This is a genomic window from Stutzerimonas stutzeri (genome assembly GCF_051028275.1).
GTDB classification, from domain to species: domain Bacteria; phylum Pseudomonadota; class Gammaproteobacteria; order Pseudomonadales; family Pseudomonadaceae; genus Stutzerimonas; species Stutzerimonas stutzeri_AS.
On the sequence record NZ_CP069269.1, the window covers coordinates 2,615,698 to 2,631,873 of the forward strand.

Annotated in this window: 14 protein-coding genes; 7 read left to right on the forward strand and 7 right to left on the reverse strand. The window is 59.0% G+C overall.

The window, feature by feature from the left end; translation table 11 throughout:
• Positions 1 to 7 precede the first annotated feature (7 nt).
• Positions 8 to 2,188: a patatin-like phospholipase family protein gene (locus JQR87_RS11920; protein WP_407296928.1), complete on the forward strand. Its 2,181-nt coding sequence runs from the start codon at positions 8 to 10 to the stop codon at positions 2,186 to 2,188.
• A gap of 35 nt (positions 2,189 to 2,223) precedes the next feature.
• Here the strand turns inward: JQR87_RS11920 and JQR87_RS11925 are convergent, their stop codons facing one another.
• From JQR87_RS11925 to recQ, 3 genes are all read right to left on the reverse strand, one after another.
• Entirely contained in the window at positions 2,224 to 4,182 is a 1,959-nt protein-coding gene (locus JQR87_RS11925) for a FimV/HubP family polar landmark protein (protein ID WP_407296926.1), read from the reverse strand.
• A gap of 240 nt (positions 4,183 to 4,422) precedes the next feature.
• Positions 4,423 to 4,860: a MarR family transcriptional regulator gene (locus JQR87_RS11930; RefSeq protein ID WP_407296924.1), complete on the reverse strand. Its 438-nt coding sequence runs from the start codon at positions 4,858 to 4,860 to the stop codon at positions 4,423 to 4,425.
• Positions 4,861 to 5,027: 167 nt separating this feature from the next.
• Entirely contained in the window at positions 5,028 to 7,151 is a 2,124-nt protein-coding gene (gene recQ, locus JQR87_RS11935; RefSeq protein ID WP_407296922.1) for a DNA helicase RecQ, read from the reverse strand.
• A gap of 243 nt (positions 7,152 to 7,394) precedes the next feature.
• Here recQ and JQR87_RS11940 point away from each other — a divergent pair, with 243 nt between their 5' ends.
• Together JQR87_RS11940 and JQR87_RS11945 are read left to right on the forward strand one after the other, a co-directional pair.
• Positions 7,395 to 7,982, forward strand: coding sequence for a UPF0149 family protein (locus JQR87_RS11940; protein ID WP_407296920.1), 588 nt, complete (start codon positions 7,395 to 7,397; stop codon positions 7,980 to 7,982).
• A gap of 14 nt (positions 7,983 to 7,996) precedes the next feature.
• Complete coding sequence (locus JQR87_RS11945) at positions 7,997 to 8,398, forward strand: YbaN family protein (protein ID WP_407296918.1); 402 nt, start codon at positions 7,997 to 7,999, stop codon at positions 8,396 to 8,398.
• Here the strand turns inward: JQR87_RS11945 and JQR87_RS11950 are convergent.
• Positions 8,351 to 8,995, reverse strand: a complete 645-nt coding sequence (locus tag JQR87_RS11950) for a tRNA-uridine aminocarboxypropyltransferase (protein WP_407296916.1) — start codon at positions 8,993 to 8,995, stop codon at positions 8,351 to 8,353. The genes JQR87_RS11945 and JQR87_RS11950 overlap by 48 nt on opposite strands.
• Positions 8,996 to 9,087: 92 nt before the next feature.
• Here JQR87_RS11950 and JQR87_RS11955 point away from each other — a divergent pair, with 92 nt between their 5' ends.
• Positions 9,088 to 9,759 carry a glutathione S-transferase family protein gene (locus JQR87_RS11955; protein WP_407296914.1) on the forward strand — a complete coding sequence of 224 codons (672 nt, stop codon included), beginning with the start codon at positions 9,088 to 9,090 and terminating at the stop codon, positions 9,757 to 9,759.
• Between the two features lie 25 nt (positions 9,760 to 9,784).
• Here JQR87_RS11955 and JQR87_RS11960 read toward each other — a convergent pair whose 3' ends face one another.
• Positions 9,785 to 9,910, reverse strand: a complete 126-nt coding sequence (locus tag JQR87_RS11960) for a PA1414 family protein (RefSeq protein ID WP_407296912.1) — start codon at positions 9,908 to 9,910, stop codon at positions 9,785 to 9,787.
• A 191-nt stretch (positions 9,911 to 10,101) separates the two neighbouring features.
• A complete protein-coding gene (gene aceK, locus JQR87_RS11965) occupies positions 10,102 to 11,811 on the reverse strand; it encodes a bifunctional isocitrate dehydrogenase kinase/phosphatase (RefSeq protein WP_407296910.1) in 1,710 nt (569 codons plus the stop codon).
• A 151-nt stretch (positions 11,812 to 11,962) separates the two neighbouring features.
• On the opposite strand from aceK, the gene JQR87_RS11970 reads away from it, so the two are divergent.
• Complete coding sequence (locus JQR87_RS11970) at positions 11,963 to 12,880, forward strand: DMT family transporter (protein ID WP_407296908.1); 918 nt, start codon at positions 11,963 to 11,965, stop codon at positions 12,878 to 12,880.
• Between the two features lie 71 nt (positions 12,881 to 12,951).
• On the opposite strand, the gene cysK is transcribed toward JQR87_RS11970, so the two are convergent.
• Positions 12,952 to 13,926 carry a cysteine synthase A gene (cysK, locus tag JQR87_RS11975; protein ID WP_407296906.1) on the reverse strand — a complete coding sequence of 325 codons (975 nt, stop codon included), beginning with the start codon at positions 13,924 to 13,926 and terminating at the stop codon, positions 12,952 to 12,954.
• A 139-nt stretch (positions 13,927 to 14,065) separates the two neighbouring features.
• Here cysK and JQR87_RS11980 point away from each other — a divergent pair, with 139 nt between their 5' ends.
• Both JQR87_RS11980 and JQR87_RS11985 read left to right on the forward strand, forming a co-directional pair.
• A complete protein-coding gene (locus JQR87_RS11980) occupies positions 14,066 to 15,142 on the forward strand; it encodes a DUF748 domain-containing protein (RefSeq protein WP_407296904.1) in 1,077 nt (358 codons plus the stop codon).
• 142 nt (positions 15,143 to 15,284) lie between these two features.
• Positions 15,285 to 16,130, forward strand: coding sequence for an AAA family ATPase (locus JQR87_RS11985; protein ID WP_407296902.1), 846 nt, complete (start codon positions 15,285 to 15,287; stop codon positions 16,128 to 16,130).
• Positions 16,131 to 16,176 lie beyond the last annotated feature (46 nt).

A 16,176-nucleotide genomic window follows, 5' to 3' on the forward strand; every position in this document is an offset into this window, starting at 1 on the left:
TCCCCTCATGTCCCGTCTCCTATTGCTGCTGATCCTGCTCATGCCCCTGGCAGGCTTTGCTGATACCCAGCCACGCACTGGGTTGGTGTTGTCTGGCGGCGCGGCGCGAGGACTGGCGCACATCGGCGTGCTGAAAGCCCTGACAGAACGAGGCGTGCGCATCGATGCGATTGCCGGCACCAGCATGGGTGCTGTGATCGGTGGTCTCTATGCCGCTGGCTACAGCGCCACTGAGCTGGAGAAACTGGCACTCGAGCTGGATTGGCAGCAGGTACTGTCCGACGATCCGCCGCGTCGGGACATTCCTTTCCGTCGCAAGCAGGACGACCGAGATTTCCTGGTTAAACGCAAATTGAGCTTTCGCGAAGACGGTAGCCTCGGCCTCCCCCTTGGCGTGATCCAGGGCCAGAACCTCGCACTGCTGCTTGAACGCCTGCTGGTGCATGCCAGCGACACGCGCGACTTCGACCGTTTACCCATTCCATTTCGCGCAGTCGCAACGGACATCGCCAACGACGAGAAGGTGATCTTTCGCAGCGGCCATTTGCCCCAGGCGATCCGCGCGAGCATGTCCATCCCGGCAGTTTTCGCTCCGGTCGAAATTGATGGCCGGCTACTGGTCGACGGTGGCATGGTCGACAACATCCCGATGGATGTCGCGCGCGACATGGGCGTGGACCGGCTGATCGTAGTGGATATCGGGACGCCACTTCTACCCCGCGAGCAGTTGCTCACCGTCGTCGATGTGCTCAACCAGTCGACAACCATGATGACCCGGCGCAACTCGGAGGCTCAGCTGGCCACGCTAAGGCCGGAGGACCTGCTGGTGCAGCCGATGCTGGCCGGGATAGGCTCCACCGACTTCGACCGGGCCGAACAGCTGATCGACGCCGGTTATCGCGCTGCTAGCGCGCTGGAAAGCCGTTTGACATCGATGAGCAGTAAAAGCGGCGGCAATCTGGCGCTTAGCCTCGCTCGCTCTGCCGAGCCGCGCTCGCCGGTGATTAACCGCGTGCGCATCGAAAACGACTCGAAGGTCGATGACGCCGTCATACGTCGCCATATCCGTCAGCAGGAGGGTAAGCGCTTGGATCTGCAAGACTTGCAGAACGACATGGGCACCCTGTATGGACTGGACTACTTCGATCAGGTGGAGTACCGCGTGATCCATGGTAAAGCCGGTAACACCCTGGTGATCACCACGCGGGAAAAGCGCTCCGGTACTGACTACCTGCGTTTGGGCATCAACCTGTCAGATGATTTCCGAGGCGACAGCGATTTCAACATCGGTGCCAGTTTCCGCAAGAACGGCATCAACAAACTCGGCGCCGAGTGGCTGACTCGCCTGCAGCTAGGTGACCGGCAAGAGTTCTTCAGCGAGTTCTATCAACCTCTGGATGCTGGCTCGCGCTGGTTCGTCGCACCGACACTGATTGCCGAAGCGCAGAACGTCGAGGCTCTGATCGATAACGACCCCATCGCTGAATACAGGCTGCAACGCTACGGCTATGGGCTGAACCTGGGCAGGCAAATCGCCAATAACGGAGAAATTCGCTTCGGCGTGGGGCAAGCCTGGGGTGAAGCCGACGTTCGGGTGGGCGACCGACAGTTGCCAGACTTTTCATTCGAGGAGGGTTACTACCAGCTTCAGTACTCATTCGACACAATGGACAACGTGGATTTCCCCCGTGAGGGAGAAGATATCGGCTTGACCCTTCGCCAATACGATCCAGCGCTGGGTTCCGATGAGCGCTACCGTCAGTGGGAGTTGCGCCTGGATAAGGCGTTCAACTTCGGGCTGGACACGCTGGTGCTCGGTGGGCGATACGGCCGTACGCTGGACGATGCCGAGGTTGTTACGTCCAGCTTCCTGCTCGGTGGCGCACGGCAGTTGTCAGGTTATCGACAAGACGCACTTCCCGGCCAGAATGTCAGCCTCGCGCGAATGATCTATTTCCGTCGGATAACGCCTCGCTCGTTTCTGCCGCTGGACTTCCCGTTGTATCTGGGCGCATCCCTTGAGCGAGGACGTGCCTGGAACAACGACAGTTCGTTCGACAGTGGCTATATCAACGCCGGGAGCATCTTTATCGGCTACGAGACACCATTGGGGCCCTTGAATTTCAGCTATGGCCTGAATGACGAATCTCAACGCGCGCTCTACATGAATCTCGGGCGCAGCTTCTGACGCTGCACCCAGCCGCAACGGTGTGCTGGCTCCGATCAGGCGATCTGGGCCAGCAGCTCGTTGATCTTCTGCCGCTGCGCCTCATCACCTTCGGTCGCCAACGTTTCGAGAATGACACAGGCGCTCTCCATGTCGCCCTGTTTGATGTAGGCGACGGCCTGGTTGAGGCGCACCAGATGCTCTGGATTCGGCTCTAGCTGGCGCAGCTCTTCCGCTGTCGGTTTCGGTTCGACCGGCTCTAAATGGCCAAGCAGCGACGGCAGCTCGCCAAGCGTCAGCGCTTCGTCGAACCCATCGATCAGCGGCTGCGCAGGGTGTGCCTTGAGGTTGTCTACCTCAGCAGACTGCTGGGCAGGCTCGAAATCAGCATCCAGAAAGTCTGCGGTCAGCGATTCGTTCAAGACAAAGGTGATGTCCGGATCCAGGAAAGGCTCAGGTGCTACGTGTTCGACCGCATCGACTGCCGAAGCCAAGGCCGGATGCAACCCCAGCAGCTGGTCGAGCTGCGCCTGCGAACCCCCTGCCTGCAGATAAGCCTCGGCTGCAGCGCCATAACCGTCAAGTTTGCCCGACTCGGCGAGAAGCCCTAGATGGCGAAGACGAATATCGAGCTGTTCAGGGTCCCGCTCGATTCCGCGCAGCAGCACCTCCAGCGCCTCATCGCGACGGCCGTAGGTAATGTACAAGTCTGCCGCTTCTAGCACGTCGGTCTCGCTAACCGAAGCATGGGCCGGCTGGCGCGGCATTTCCGCCGCCGCAACCGCAGGCACTGGTGGCAAACGCATCGACTGAGCAACGGCCAGAGGTGGCGCATCCGGGTATTCGATCTCAGGCTTTTTACGTCGGCTGTACCACCAGCCACCCAGCAGCATGGAGATCAATATCCCGACGCCAGGCATTGTCCAGTCCTGCCATCTGAGCGATGTTTCAGGTTTGGTTGGAATCGACTCGGGGGCTGGCTGCACAATCGGCTGACCCTGCGTCATTGCTGCCGGTGGCGTTTGCACGGCAGCTGGGGGAACACCTCCCGGTTGACCCTTATCGGCAAGCTGTGCGGTAACAGATTCGAGCTGAAGCCGCATATCGATCAGCATCTGCTTGAGCTGCTGATTTTCCGTGCGGCTGGCTGCCAGCTCTTCGAACAGCTGGCGGCGCAGCATTGCGACCTGATCGTCAACGGTTGCCGGGTCGGCAGACAGGCTATCAGCCGGCTCTGGCTCAGGGTTCAGCAGGCGTTCAACCGTGGCGGCAGGCTGAGGCGAAACGGCCTCAACGGCTGCTGGCACAATTGCTGATGCGGCATCTGGCAGCAGAAGAGCGGCGCCGGCTTGGAGACGCGCTGCGTCACCACCGGCAAAAGCATCAGGATTCAACGCCTGAATGTCCCGCATGAATTGTGCCTGAGAGGCTTGCGTGCCGCCTGCATAGAGGCCTGCGATCATCCATAGGCTCTCACCGTTCGCCACCCGGTGGCGCTTACCCTGAGCTGCTTGTGGAAGTTCAGCCGGCGGCACGAAACGCGCTGGCTCGGCACGGACCGGCAAAGCAACCGCTACCGGGGTCTCCACGGCCAGGCGGCTCGCAGCCTCTGGCGAGCTAGGCATTGGATCGAGCAGAACCGTGTACTCACGAAGCATCCGGCTCTTCGCTCGGGTAATCTCGACCAGAAAGTTCAGATACGGCTCGCGGACTGGCTTATTGGACGCCACGCGGATCCGACTGCGACTGCCGTCGATCACAGGCGTGAAGCTCAGGTCTTGCAAGAACGCCAGGCGCTCAACACCGACGCGCGCAAAGTCACTGCTGGACGCCAATACAACGCGAATGTCGTCGCCTTCCAGATCGCCAACATCCAGCAGATCGATTTCGGCGCTCAGCGGTTGATTCAGAGCGGAGTGGAGCGTGATGTCCCCCATGCCCAGGGCAGAAACCATGCCCGAATAGATCAGCGAGCCAGAGGCCACTGTTAACAAGATGCGACGACCGAGTGCCATGAGACCTCCGCTGGTGGCCCTCGGCGTATGTCGTCGCCGGTCCACGGTTCGATTACTGAACTGTGACGCGGTTATCGACGGGTGCGGAAGAAAATAGATGCAATTCGTCGGCTTGCGCGATAAGGCATTGTGCCACTATCGGTATGGCCAGCCTAGCTTCGTAAGACCAAAGGCACCGGACATGCTGCCCAACAGGTAAACACGAGGATGCGCAGGAACACAGTGCTGGCCAGCTTGTGGCTATCGCTTGGCGCTCACGAGGTTTGCGAGGATGCGCTCATGCACCTGCTGACATCTCCGAAGGTCCTCTTCATCGATGCCGTCAAACAACTCCTGTCTGACTTGCGTGGAGATCGCTTCGATTCTCTGGATCAACGGGCGTGCCGGGGCGCCGAGCGTAATGAGTTTGGCTCTGCGGTCGCCGGGCGCAGGCTGACGATGGACCAGACCTTGTGCTTCCAGGCTGTCCAACAGCCTCGCTAATGTCGGCCCCTCGACTGCCACGCTTTGTGCAAGCTCACGTTGAGTAGGGTCGTGATCGAATCGCGCCAGATGCAAGAGAACCAACCATCGCGCCTGAGAAAGGTCGAGGTCTGCCAGACGACGGTCCAGCTCAGCGCGCCAGCCACGCGAAAGTTGAGCCAACTGCATGGCGAAGCGATGTTGGTCGGGATACATGGAGCGGTCTTTCCGGAAAAACTAATTATTAGCGAGCTAACCACAGCACCGGAAGACTGGCAAGGCTACCATCGGCTCTGGTACGTAACCCAGTGTTGCGGTGCCGCGCGCTAGCCAGCCGGGCAAACAAGCCCAGCGGCAATACGCCGCGCCACGTGGGCTGAGCGCTAGAGTTCGAATTCTGCTTGCAGCGATGCACGGACGCAGAACAGGACCGCCTCCGGGACGCGTCCAGAAAATTGTTCGGCAACTGCCGCAACCGCAGGCAACTCTCCTTCCCCATCAAGGAACGCCTCCTGGATCTCCTCCAGCAGCGCCTCTGGCAGGTCCAGCGCCTGTTCAAGGCTCAGCTGCTGCTGGCCTATGGCTTCGGCAAGCATGGCGTAGACGTTCTTTTCGCTACAATCGAGTTGCCGCGCAATCTGCGCCGGCGTCATCCCGGCACGCGCCAGAGTGATCAATTCGTGGCGGACATCGGCCGTCGATTTGACGATCGGTGTCGTTCCCTGCAGCACTTCAAGGAACGCTTGTCCATAGCGCTCAAGTTTGCGCGCGCCGACTCCGCTGATGCGGGCCATATCGCCGAGCGTACCGGGCTGGCTGCGAAGCATCTCCAACAGCGTCGCGTCCGGAAAGATGACGTAGGGCGGCACGCCATGCTCCTCGGCCAGCTTGCGGCGCAAGCTACGCAATGCTTCCCAGGTCTCGCGTTCCTCGCTGCGCACCAGCTGACTCGCTGCGCTGGAAGCAGGTTTGGGCGCTTTGGTGGACAGCTCACGTCGCAGCTCAAGGGTGACCTCGCCCCTGAGTAAGCTACGGCAACTGTCGCTGAGACGAAGGCCACCGAAACCTTCCAGATCGACGTCAGCGAGCCCCCGTGCGACCAACTGGCGAAACAGCGACCGCCATTCGCCCTCCGAGAGTGCCTTGCCCATGCCGAACACAGACAGGTGCTGATGTCCAAGACTGCGAATCTTTTCGTTATCTCGCCCGAGCAGGATGTCAACGAGGTGACCGACACCATAGCGCTGCCCGCTGCGATAGATCGCCGACAGGGCCTGCCGTGCCGGCTCAGTGGCATCCCAGGTCTGCACGCCGTCGACACAGTTATCGCAGTGCCCGCAAGGCTCGGGCATCTGCTCATCGAAATAGGCCAGCAGCACTTGTCGGCGGCAGCGGGTTTCCTCACAGAGCGAGAGCATCGCGTCGAGCTTATGCTGCTCGATGCGCTTGTGCCGCTCATCACCATCGGAGTTGTTGAGCATCTGCTTGAGGAAGATGACGTCTTGCAGCCCGTAGGCCATCCAGGCGTCTGCCGGCAAACCGTCTCGACCCGCACGGCCGGTTTCCTGATAGTAGGCTTCCAGCGATTTTGGGAGATCCAGATGAGCGACAAAACGTACGTTGGGCTTGTCGATGCCCATGCCGAACGCGATGGTCGCCACCATGATCAGGCCTTCCTCGTTGAGAAAGCGCTTCTGGTGAAAAGCCCTCAGATCGTTCGGCAAGCCTGCGTGATAAGGCAATGCTGGAAAGCCCTGCTCGGTGAGGAACGCGGCGATCTCGTCGACCTTTTTACGAGACATGCAATAGATGATGCCGGCATCGCCACGGCGCTCGGCAAGGAAGCCCATCAGCTGCTTGCGCGGCTGCTCCTTGGGAACAATGCGATAAAAGATGTTTGGCCGATCGAAGCTTGAAAGGAAGCGCTCGGCGTTTGCCAGGTGCAACCGCTGAACGATTTCCTCCCGGGTGCGCTTATCTGCGGTTGCCGTCAATGCAATCCGCGGGACGTTCGGGAAAAATTCGGCCAACTGTCCGAGCTGTAGGTACTCTGGGCGGAAGTCATGTCCCCACTGCGATACGCAATGCGCCTCATCTATAGCGAACAGCCCGATCTGCAAACGTTGCAAGAACGCCAGCATGCGCGGCTGAACCAATCGTTCAGGCGCGAGATAAAGCATCTTGATTTCGTTGCGGCGCAAACGGTCGGCGATATCGCGCTGCTGTTCGGGCGTCAATGTCGAATTGAGAGCAGCGGCTGACACACCAAGTTCTTCGAGCGTCGCCACCTGATCGTCCATCAGGGCAATCAGAGGCGACACCACCACCGCCAAACCATCGCGAAGCAAGGCCGGAACCTGATAGCAAAGCGATTTACCACCACCGGTCGGCATCAGCACCAGCGCATCGTTACCCTCTGCAACGCGCTTGATGATCGCGCCCTGATTGCCACGAAACGCGTCATAGCCGAATACATCTTTGAGTATGCGCTGTGCCTGATCGAGCATGCCGGTCTCCGAAACAAGACGCGCGAGTATACGCGACACGGCAGCCAGGATCAGGCCAAACACGACGCCCATGCGATAGTCGGGCAGCCGCTCCGTGAAACGGAACTCTGTGCAGCTTTTCCAATCTGTCGAAGACTCAAGGGCTGTAAAACCGCCAAGCCGCCGCAGCGCCAAAGCGCGCGGTAGCCTGGGGCCCGCAGCTCGTCTAGAATCAGCGCTGTTTTCTCTCCAAGGTAGCCTTCGATGTCATTCGCCGAGCAACTCGCCCGCCTGCAAGTGTTTCTGGATGCAGATGATCTGCACGAAGAAGCCCTCGATTACATCGCCGCTCACGGCTACCTGACCGCGTTGTGCATCTGTTCGGAACAGGTGCCAGAGCGTGAGTGGATCGACGCGCTGTTCGCCGAGCCCCCACAATACGCGGACGACACCGAACGTGAAGCCATAGAGGCGACGCTCATTCAGCTCAAGGCGCACATTGCACGGCAGCTGGCCAGCGATGAGGATATGGAGCTGCCCTGCGACCTCGACATGGGCGACGAGCCAGACGAGTCCGACCTGCGCGGCTGGTGTATCGGTTTCATGGAAGGCGTATTCATGCGCGAGTCGGTTTGGTTCGAGGACTCCGAAGAAGAAGTCAGCGAGCTGCTGCTACCGATCATGGTGGGATCAGGCCTGTTCGACGAGCAACCTGAGTTCAGCGACATCGCCACGGATCAGGACCTGGTTGCAGAGATGGTTGAGCAGATTCCGGAGATCCTGACGGCGCTGTATCTCATCTGCCATGCGCCAGAAGAGAAGCCCGCCCTTCTCAAGCCACGCAAGCACTGACATCGGACAGCCTCTTGGCTCACCGCGATATTCCGACGTATCGCAATCCGGTAGCGCGTTATGCGCTACTGGTGATCGGTTGGTTAAGCGTCACGCTCGGCATCATCGGGATCTTCCTGCCGGTACTGCCAACCACGCCGTTCCTCCTTCTTGCCGCCGCCTGCTTCGTCCGCAGCTCTCGACGTTTCTACGATTGGCTTGTGATGCACCCGAGGCTCGGCCCCTGGTTCCGCGACTACCTTGACGGTAACGGCATTCCACTCAAGGGCAAGATTTATGCGATTGCTACCATGTGGATCAGCATCGGTGTCTCGTGCTGGCTGGTTCCCATATTTTGGGTCCGGGTCGGCATGCTTACCTGCGCAATGCTAGTCAGCATCTATATCGTTCGTCTGAAGACGCTCCCCTCCCGCTGAGTTGCCCTCAACGGCTTCACCGCGACCATGGTTGCGCTGATAGACATCCAGGCCCATCGCTGCTATCTGCGCCTCGATCATTGCCTCGAACGGCCGAAGCAACCCGTCGAATCGCCCTTCGCCCTCCAGAATGTTCAACGCCGTGACGATCGCCTCGATCGTTGAGAGCGCACCTGGCGCCGGGGCCTTACGCAATCGGTAACGCGAGACGAGCCCTGTCGGCAGCGAAACGCGAGGCAGCGTCGCAAGCACTGGATTGAGGTGCAACATTCTGCGCGCCTTTCGCCATGTGCCATCCGGAACGATCAAACGCAACGGCCTCTCAGTGGTCGTGAGACGTTCAAGCGGAATGGCATCAACACCCGGAAACAGCAGATAGTTCGCGCGCTCATCGATTGGGAGATTGACCGTTTCGCCCACCACCAGCTCAGCATTGCGCAGCCCTAGCGTAGCCAGTCGAGCCGTGTTGAGCGCGTGCGCGGCTTCGCTGGGATGTTGCAGGACGAGTACTTGCGTCGCGCTAGTAAGCGAGGGGATCAACGGGCAGAGGCAGTGGCTAGCCGGACGTTGGCAACGGGGGCATTGTGGGCGAGGCATGACTTCTCCTTTGATCGGCAGAAGTCTGCCATACCGCAGGCAACGGCAGGCTATGCTGATCGCACTCACAAAGACCCAGGAGACCGTTGCCAATGATCACGCTCCACCATTTGGAGAACTCTCGCTCCCAACGTGTGTTGTGGCTGTTGGAGGAGTTGCAGCTTCCCTACGACATCAAGCGCTACGCCCGGGACCCCAAAACCATGTTGGCGCCGCCCGAACTGAAGCGGGTACACCCGTTGGGCAAGTCTCCGGTGATTACCGACGGCGATCTGACGCTGGCCGAGTCTGCTGCCATTCTGGAATATCTGGTGGACCGCTATGGCGAAGGCCGCCTGGCGCCGTCGCCCGGCACCCCAGAGCACCTTCGCTTTCGCTACTGGATGCATTACGCAGAGGGCTCAGCGATGCCGCCATTGCTTTTGCGACTGGTGTTTGACCGCGTCGCCAATGGGCCGATGCCCTTCTTTGTTCGCCCCGTGGCGCGGGCTATCGCCAAAGGCGCCAATCAGGCTTTCATCGGCCCGCAGCTCAAACTCCATCTGGACTTTATGGAAAGCGAACTATCCAAGACGCAATGGTTTGCGGGGGACAGTTTCACCGTGGCGGATATACAAATGAGCTTTCCGCTGGAGGCCGCCCAGTCGCGTGCCGGCCTGGACGCCACCCGACCGAACCTGACTGCATTCTTGAAACGGATAAGAGAACGACCCGCGTATCAGCGCGCCGTGGATAAAGGTGGTCCGGTGATGCCGGGACGCTAAACCGCCACGCCCGGCTTAGCCAGAGTCAGCGACGTCGAGCCGCCGCTGTGTCTCGTTGCGCGCGAACTGCAATAGGCTGCAAACGAGGCGGTTCGACAAACCCAAGCGCCACTGCCAGATTCCAGCACACACTGCTCAGCCATGCTTTCATGGTCTAACCCCTCCTGCTTGATACGGGTGTTGGTGGAGCCATGGGACTTCGGGGCCAGCATAACCGAACAATCGCAACATCGCTCGTGACAGGTGTTGCAGAGTATGCAGCCGCCGCGCCTTTCATATGGCCTTATCAATAGCGACCCATATCATCCGGAAGCGTTCGCCTCAAACAGACCATCGAGTAGCCTACGCTTTGCGACGATACGGAAAGACATCGATCACTTTGCCATCGCTGATTGCCTGTTGCAGTCCCTTCCAGAAGTTGGCGTCATAGAGCTCTCCGTGCAGCTTGGCGAACAGTCGCCGCTGCTGGATATCGGCAAACAGGAAACGCGGAAACTCTTCGGGAAAGACATCATTCGGTCCGACCGAATACCAGGGCTCCGAGGCCATTTCATCTTCGGGGTATCTGGCCTCCGGGATGTAACGAAAATTTACTTCCGTCAGGAAACAGATCTCGTCGTAGTCATAGAATACGACCCGACCGTGACGAGTTACCCCAAAGTTCTTAAGCAGCATATCGCCAGGGAAGATATTGGCGGCTGCGAGCTGTTTGATCGCCAGTCCGTAATCGTCCAACGCTTCCCGGACCTGCTGCTCGCTGGCGTTCTCCACATAGATATTCAACGGCGTCATGCGTCGCTCGGTCCAGCAGTGGCGAACCAGGACAGTGTCGCCTTGTACCTCCACCGTCGACGGCGCCACCTCCAGCAGCTCGGCAAGGCACTCGGGCTCGAACTTCGACAGCGGAAACCGAAAGTCAGCGAACTCCTGGGTGTCAGCCATACGTCCTACCCGGTCAACGCTTTTTACCAGCCGGTACTTTTCAATCACTGTTGCCCGATTGACGTTCTTGGTGTGGGAAAACCGATCCTTAATGATCTTGAACACCGTATTGAAGCCCGGCAGCGTAAAAACGCTCATGACCATGCCCCGCACGCCAGGCGCCATGATGAAGCGATCATCGGTGGTGGCCAGGTGGTTGATCAACGCGCGGTAGAATTCGGACTTGCCGTGCTTGTAGAACCCGATCGAGGTGTATAGCTCAGCGACATGCTTGCCCGGCATGATCTGTTTGAGAAAGCCGATGAACTCAGCGGGGATCGGCACCTCGACCATGAAGTACGAACGGGTGAAGGAAAAGATGATCGAGACTTCCGCCTCGTCTGTTATCAAGGTATCAGCGACCAACCCAACGCTTTCACGGTGCAACAGTGGGATCACCAGCGGCCACTGTTCATCCCGAGTGAAGATGCGCCCAACCAGGTAGGCGCCCTTGTTGCGATAGAGCACCGAGGAAAACAGCTCGAGCGTAAGCTCAGGGTCTTTGCACACCCAATCGGGGAGCGATACCTGCAGTTGCCCCTCTAGCCGTTCGAGGTCACCCGCCAGATCGGCATAAGGCACATCCAGAGCGAAATCGTTGAGGACCTGCTCCAGCACACCATGAAGGTCTCCACTGGGCTGGTAACGACGTGTCTGAGCCATCCGCTGAGCGCGACTGGACGGCCGTGTGGTGTGGATGAACATGGTGCTGTCGTTGATGCAGTCGTGGCTGAACAACGTACAAAAAATCGAGTTGTACCAGGTTTCGGACAATTCATCGTCGAAACGCGGATTGATCAGCTCGATGTACTCGGCCTTGATTTGCGGCCAGCGCGCTACATCAAGCAGCACGTGCGATATGAAGGCTGAGCGCAAGGTGGCAGCGGTTTCACCCACCTTCTCTTCGTATAGATTGATCCGAGCAGCCGAGGCACGCTGGGCATCCTGCCACTGCGCCTTTTCGAAACGCGACCTGGCGCCTTCTGTTATCAATCTGAACTGTTCGCGATAATCATCGAAACCCAGGAGAATCTGTCGGGCGATATCGACATCCGGCGAATGCTGAGCCATAGGTAGTCCCGTTGCGTGGAAGCCCCGAGCTTATCCAGAGCCATAGGCCAATGAAAGCGGATCAGCCAAACGGAAAGTTTGAAAGCGTGATTGGTGTTGTCAGCGTATCCGGGCTGGCCAACACTGAGCGCTCCCCTACCGGAGCCCCTAAATGCGCCCTCTCGATCTGCTGCGTCTGCTGAGTCTGGCTGCCATCTGGGGCGCCAGTTTCCTCTTCATGCGAATTATCGCGCCGGAGCTTGGCACCTTTCCCACCGCCTTCTTTCGCGTGCTGTTCGCTTGCCTCGGCCTGTTGCCGATCCTGTGGATCTTGCGGATTCGCTGGGATTTCCGCGGCAAGCTCAAGCTATGCCTGATCCTGGGAATGATCAATTCCGGCGTGCCATTCGCGCTTTATGCTTTGGCGGCGCAGTTTCTGCCGACGGGTTACTCCGCCATCTTCAACGCTACGACTCCCATGATGGGCGTGATCATTGGCGCCTTGTTCTTTAGCGAGACGATGACCGCTTCAAAGTGGATCGGTGTGCTATTTGGTCTGAGCGGTGTCGCGTTACTGACGCGTACGGGTCCCGTGACCTTCGACCTGCAGCTGTTGATCGGCGCACTGGCCTGTCTGGGCGCAACCGCTTGCTATGGATTCGGTGGCTTTCTAACGCGTCGCTGGATCAACCAGAACGGTGGGCTGACCAGTGAGCTGGTTGCATTTGGCAGTCAGGTCGGCGCGGCGCTATGTCTGCTGCCATTGTTCGCCGTATCGCTTTTTGTAGCACCCCCGATGTCATGGGGTGACAGTCGAGTCTGGCTAAGCCTTGCTGGCCTAGGCATCGGTTGCACCGCCTTCGCGTACATCCTCTACTTCCGGCTGCTTGCCGATATAGGCCCGGTCCGAACTTTGACGGTGACCTTCGTCATTCCGCCGTTCGGCGTGTTGTGGGGAGCACTGTTTCTCGGCGAACCGTTGGATTGGGCTTATGCCTACGGAGGATTGCTGATCGCTGTGGCGCTCTGGCTCGTGCTGAGGCAGGCACCGACTCCGATCGTGGCGGCGCCTCAGACCCAACGCAGCTAGGCGAGAGCGCGCTCGTTCCCGCGGTAGTTGCGGCTGCGCGGGACTGTGGACACAGCCCCGCGCAGCACCGATTACTGCTGCAGCTCCTGCTCGCCGAACATGTCGGAAAACAGCATGGACGACAGGTAGCGCTCACCGGAATCCGGCAGGATTACCACGATGTTCTTGCCCTGCATTTCCGGCTTCTCGGCAAGACGCACCGCCGCCGCCATCGCCGCGCCGCAGGAGATACCGCAGAGAATGCCTTCTTCACGCATCAGGCGCAGCGCCATGGCTTTCGACTCATCATCGTCGACTCGCTCGACCTGATCGACGATGGACAGGTCGAGATTCTTGGGCACAAAGCCGGCTCCGATGCCCTGGATCTTGTGCGGATTGGGTTTGACCTCTTCACCTGCCAGGGTCTGGCTGATGACAGGCGAGCTGACCGGTTCCACGGCGACACTCAGAATCCGCTTGCCCTTGGTATTCTTGATATAGCGAGACACACCCGTAATGGTCCCGCCCGTTCCCACACCTGCCACCAGCACGTCGATGTTGCCTTCGGTGTCGTTCCAGATTTCCGGGCCAGTAGTCTTTTCGTGAATGGCCGGATTGGACGGGTTCTCGAACTGTTGCGGCATGAAATAGGTGTCTGGCGCCGAGGCAGCAATCTCAGCGGCCTTCTCAATCGCGCCTTTCATCCCTTTTGCGGGCTCGGTCAGCACCAGTTCAGCACCAAGCGCCTTCAATACCTTGCGACGCTCCAGACTCATCGAGGCTGGCATGGTCAACATCAGCTTGTAGCCACGTGCCGCTGCGACGAACGCCAGGCCGATACCCGTATTGCCGGAGGTCGGTTCAACCAGGGTCATCCCCGGCTTGAGCCGGCCACTTTCCTCGGCGTCCCAGATCATCGCCGCGCCAATCCGGCACTTGACTGAATAAGCGGGATTTCGACCCTCGATCTTGGCCATGATGCTGACGCCCTTGGGGCCCAGCCGGTTGATCATTACCAGCGGCGTATTACCGATGGTTTGCGCGTTGTCAGCGAAGATGCGGCTCATGACGGTGTCCCTGCGATGAAAAAACCAGACTGATGAGCCTAAGCGCAGTCGCGCGAGTCGTCCAGCCGAACTCATGATAGACAAGCGGGGTCCATCCATAAGCAGGTCCGCCCATGTTTCCCGCCCAATCAGGCCTCAGATGAAGACACGTTACCGTCGCCCCCTTTGGATTCTGTTGTCGCTTGCACTACTGCTGCTGGCTGTTCATCTGGTACTGCCGTACGTGGTCCTCAACTTCCTGAACGGCAAGCTCGCCGACATGGGCGACTACCGCGGCCATATCGATGATGTTGACCTCGCCTGGTGGCGAGGCGCCTATCGACTGGACGGCCTGGTAATCGAGCACAAGAACGAGCAGATCCAGGCGCCGCTGTTCACCACCGACTCTATTGATATTGGTCTTAGCTGGAAGGCGCTTTGGCAGGATCAGGCCCTGGTTGGTGAAATCGTCCTGGAACGGCCCCACTTGAATTTCGTGGACGGCACGAACGAGGAAAGTACGCAAACCGGTGACGGGGTCGATTGGCGGGACCGCATCAACGGACTGATACCCTTCACCCTGAACGAGCTTAAGGTGGTGGATGGGCAGGTCTCGTTTCGCAACTTCCAGGCAGATCCGCCCGTTCATGTCTATGCCAACGCGATCAATGCGAGCTTCTTCAACCTGACCAACACCACCGACCAGGAGCAAGGGCGTGTTGCGCGCTTCGAGGGTAGCGCCCAGTTCTTCAACCAGGCACCGATGGAAGCCAGCGCAAGGTTCGACCCCTTCACCGACTGGGAAGACTTCCAGTTCAGCTTGCGTGTAACAGGCGTCGAGCTGACTAAGCTAAACGATTTCAGCAACGCCTACGGAAACTTTGATTTCGCAGGCGGCACTGGCGATCTGGTGGTTGAAGTCGAGGCCAAGGACGCTCAGCTGGACGGTTACATAAAGCCGCTGCTGCGTGATGTTGAAGTGTTCAACTTCGAGCAAGACGTTGAAAACGAAGACAAAGGATTCTTTCGCGGCATCTGGGAGGCGGTTGTCGGTGGCGGTCAGGAGGTGCTGCAGAATCAGCGCAAGGACCAATTTGCCACGCGTGTCGAACTCAATGGCAGCACCAAAAACACCGATGTGAGCCCTTTCCAGGCGTTCATCGCGATTTTGCGTAACGCTTTCGTCGAGGCCTTCTCGGCACGCTTCGAGCGCTCGCTGGGTGACGATGAGCAATAAGCGAGAACATCAACGCAGCGGCTGCCCATTCAGTGACTGAATGATCCACTCACGTTCACACCTGCACGCCCATCACTTATAGTCGACCATCTAATCCAACATGCAGCGCCTGCGTGCCAGGCCCGATTCCAAGGAAACCCCGATGAAGTTCGAAGGCACCCAGTCCTACGTCGCCACAGACGACCTCAAGCTTGCCGTAAACGCCGCCATCACCCTCGAGCGCCCGCTTCTGGTGAAAGGCGAGCCAGGCACCGGGAAAACCATGCTGGCCGAGCAACTGGCCGAATCGTTTGGCGCGCGGCTGATCACCTGGCACATCAAATCCACCACCAAAGCGCACCAGGGTTTGTACGAGTACGACGCGGTGAGCCGTCTGCGTGACTCCCAGCTGGATTCGGATCGCGTTCACGACGTACGCAACTACATCAAGAAGGGCAAGCTGTGGGAGGCATTCGAGTCCGAGCAGCGTGTCATCCTGCTGATTGACGAGATCGATAAGGCCGACATCGAGTTCCCGAACGACTTGCTGCAAGAACTCGACAAGATGGAGTTCTACGTTTACGAAACTGACGAGACCATCAAGGCCAAGCAGCGGCCCATCATCATCATTACTTCGAACAACGAGAAGGAATTGCCTGATGCTTTCCTTCGCCGCTGCTTTTTCCACTACATCGCATTCCCTGATCGCGACACGCTGCAGCGGATCGTCGATGTGCATTACCCGAACATCAAGAAAGATCTGGTGGCCGAAGCGCTCGATGTGTTCTTTGATGTACGTAAGGTGCCAGGCTTGAAGAAAAAGCCTTCCACCAGCGAGCTGGTCGACTGGCTGAAACTGCTGATGGCCGACAATATCGGCGAGGCCGTCCTGCGCGAGCGCGATCCGACCAAGGCGATTCCGCCGCTGGCCGGCGCGCTGGTGAAAAACGAGCAAGACGTGCAGTTACTTGAACGTCTGGCGTTCATGAGTCGTCGCGCCAGCCGTTGACCGCGTCGGCTCACAGGAGCCGGACGCCTCACTTACTGGAGGAAGA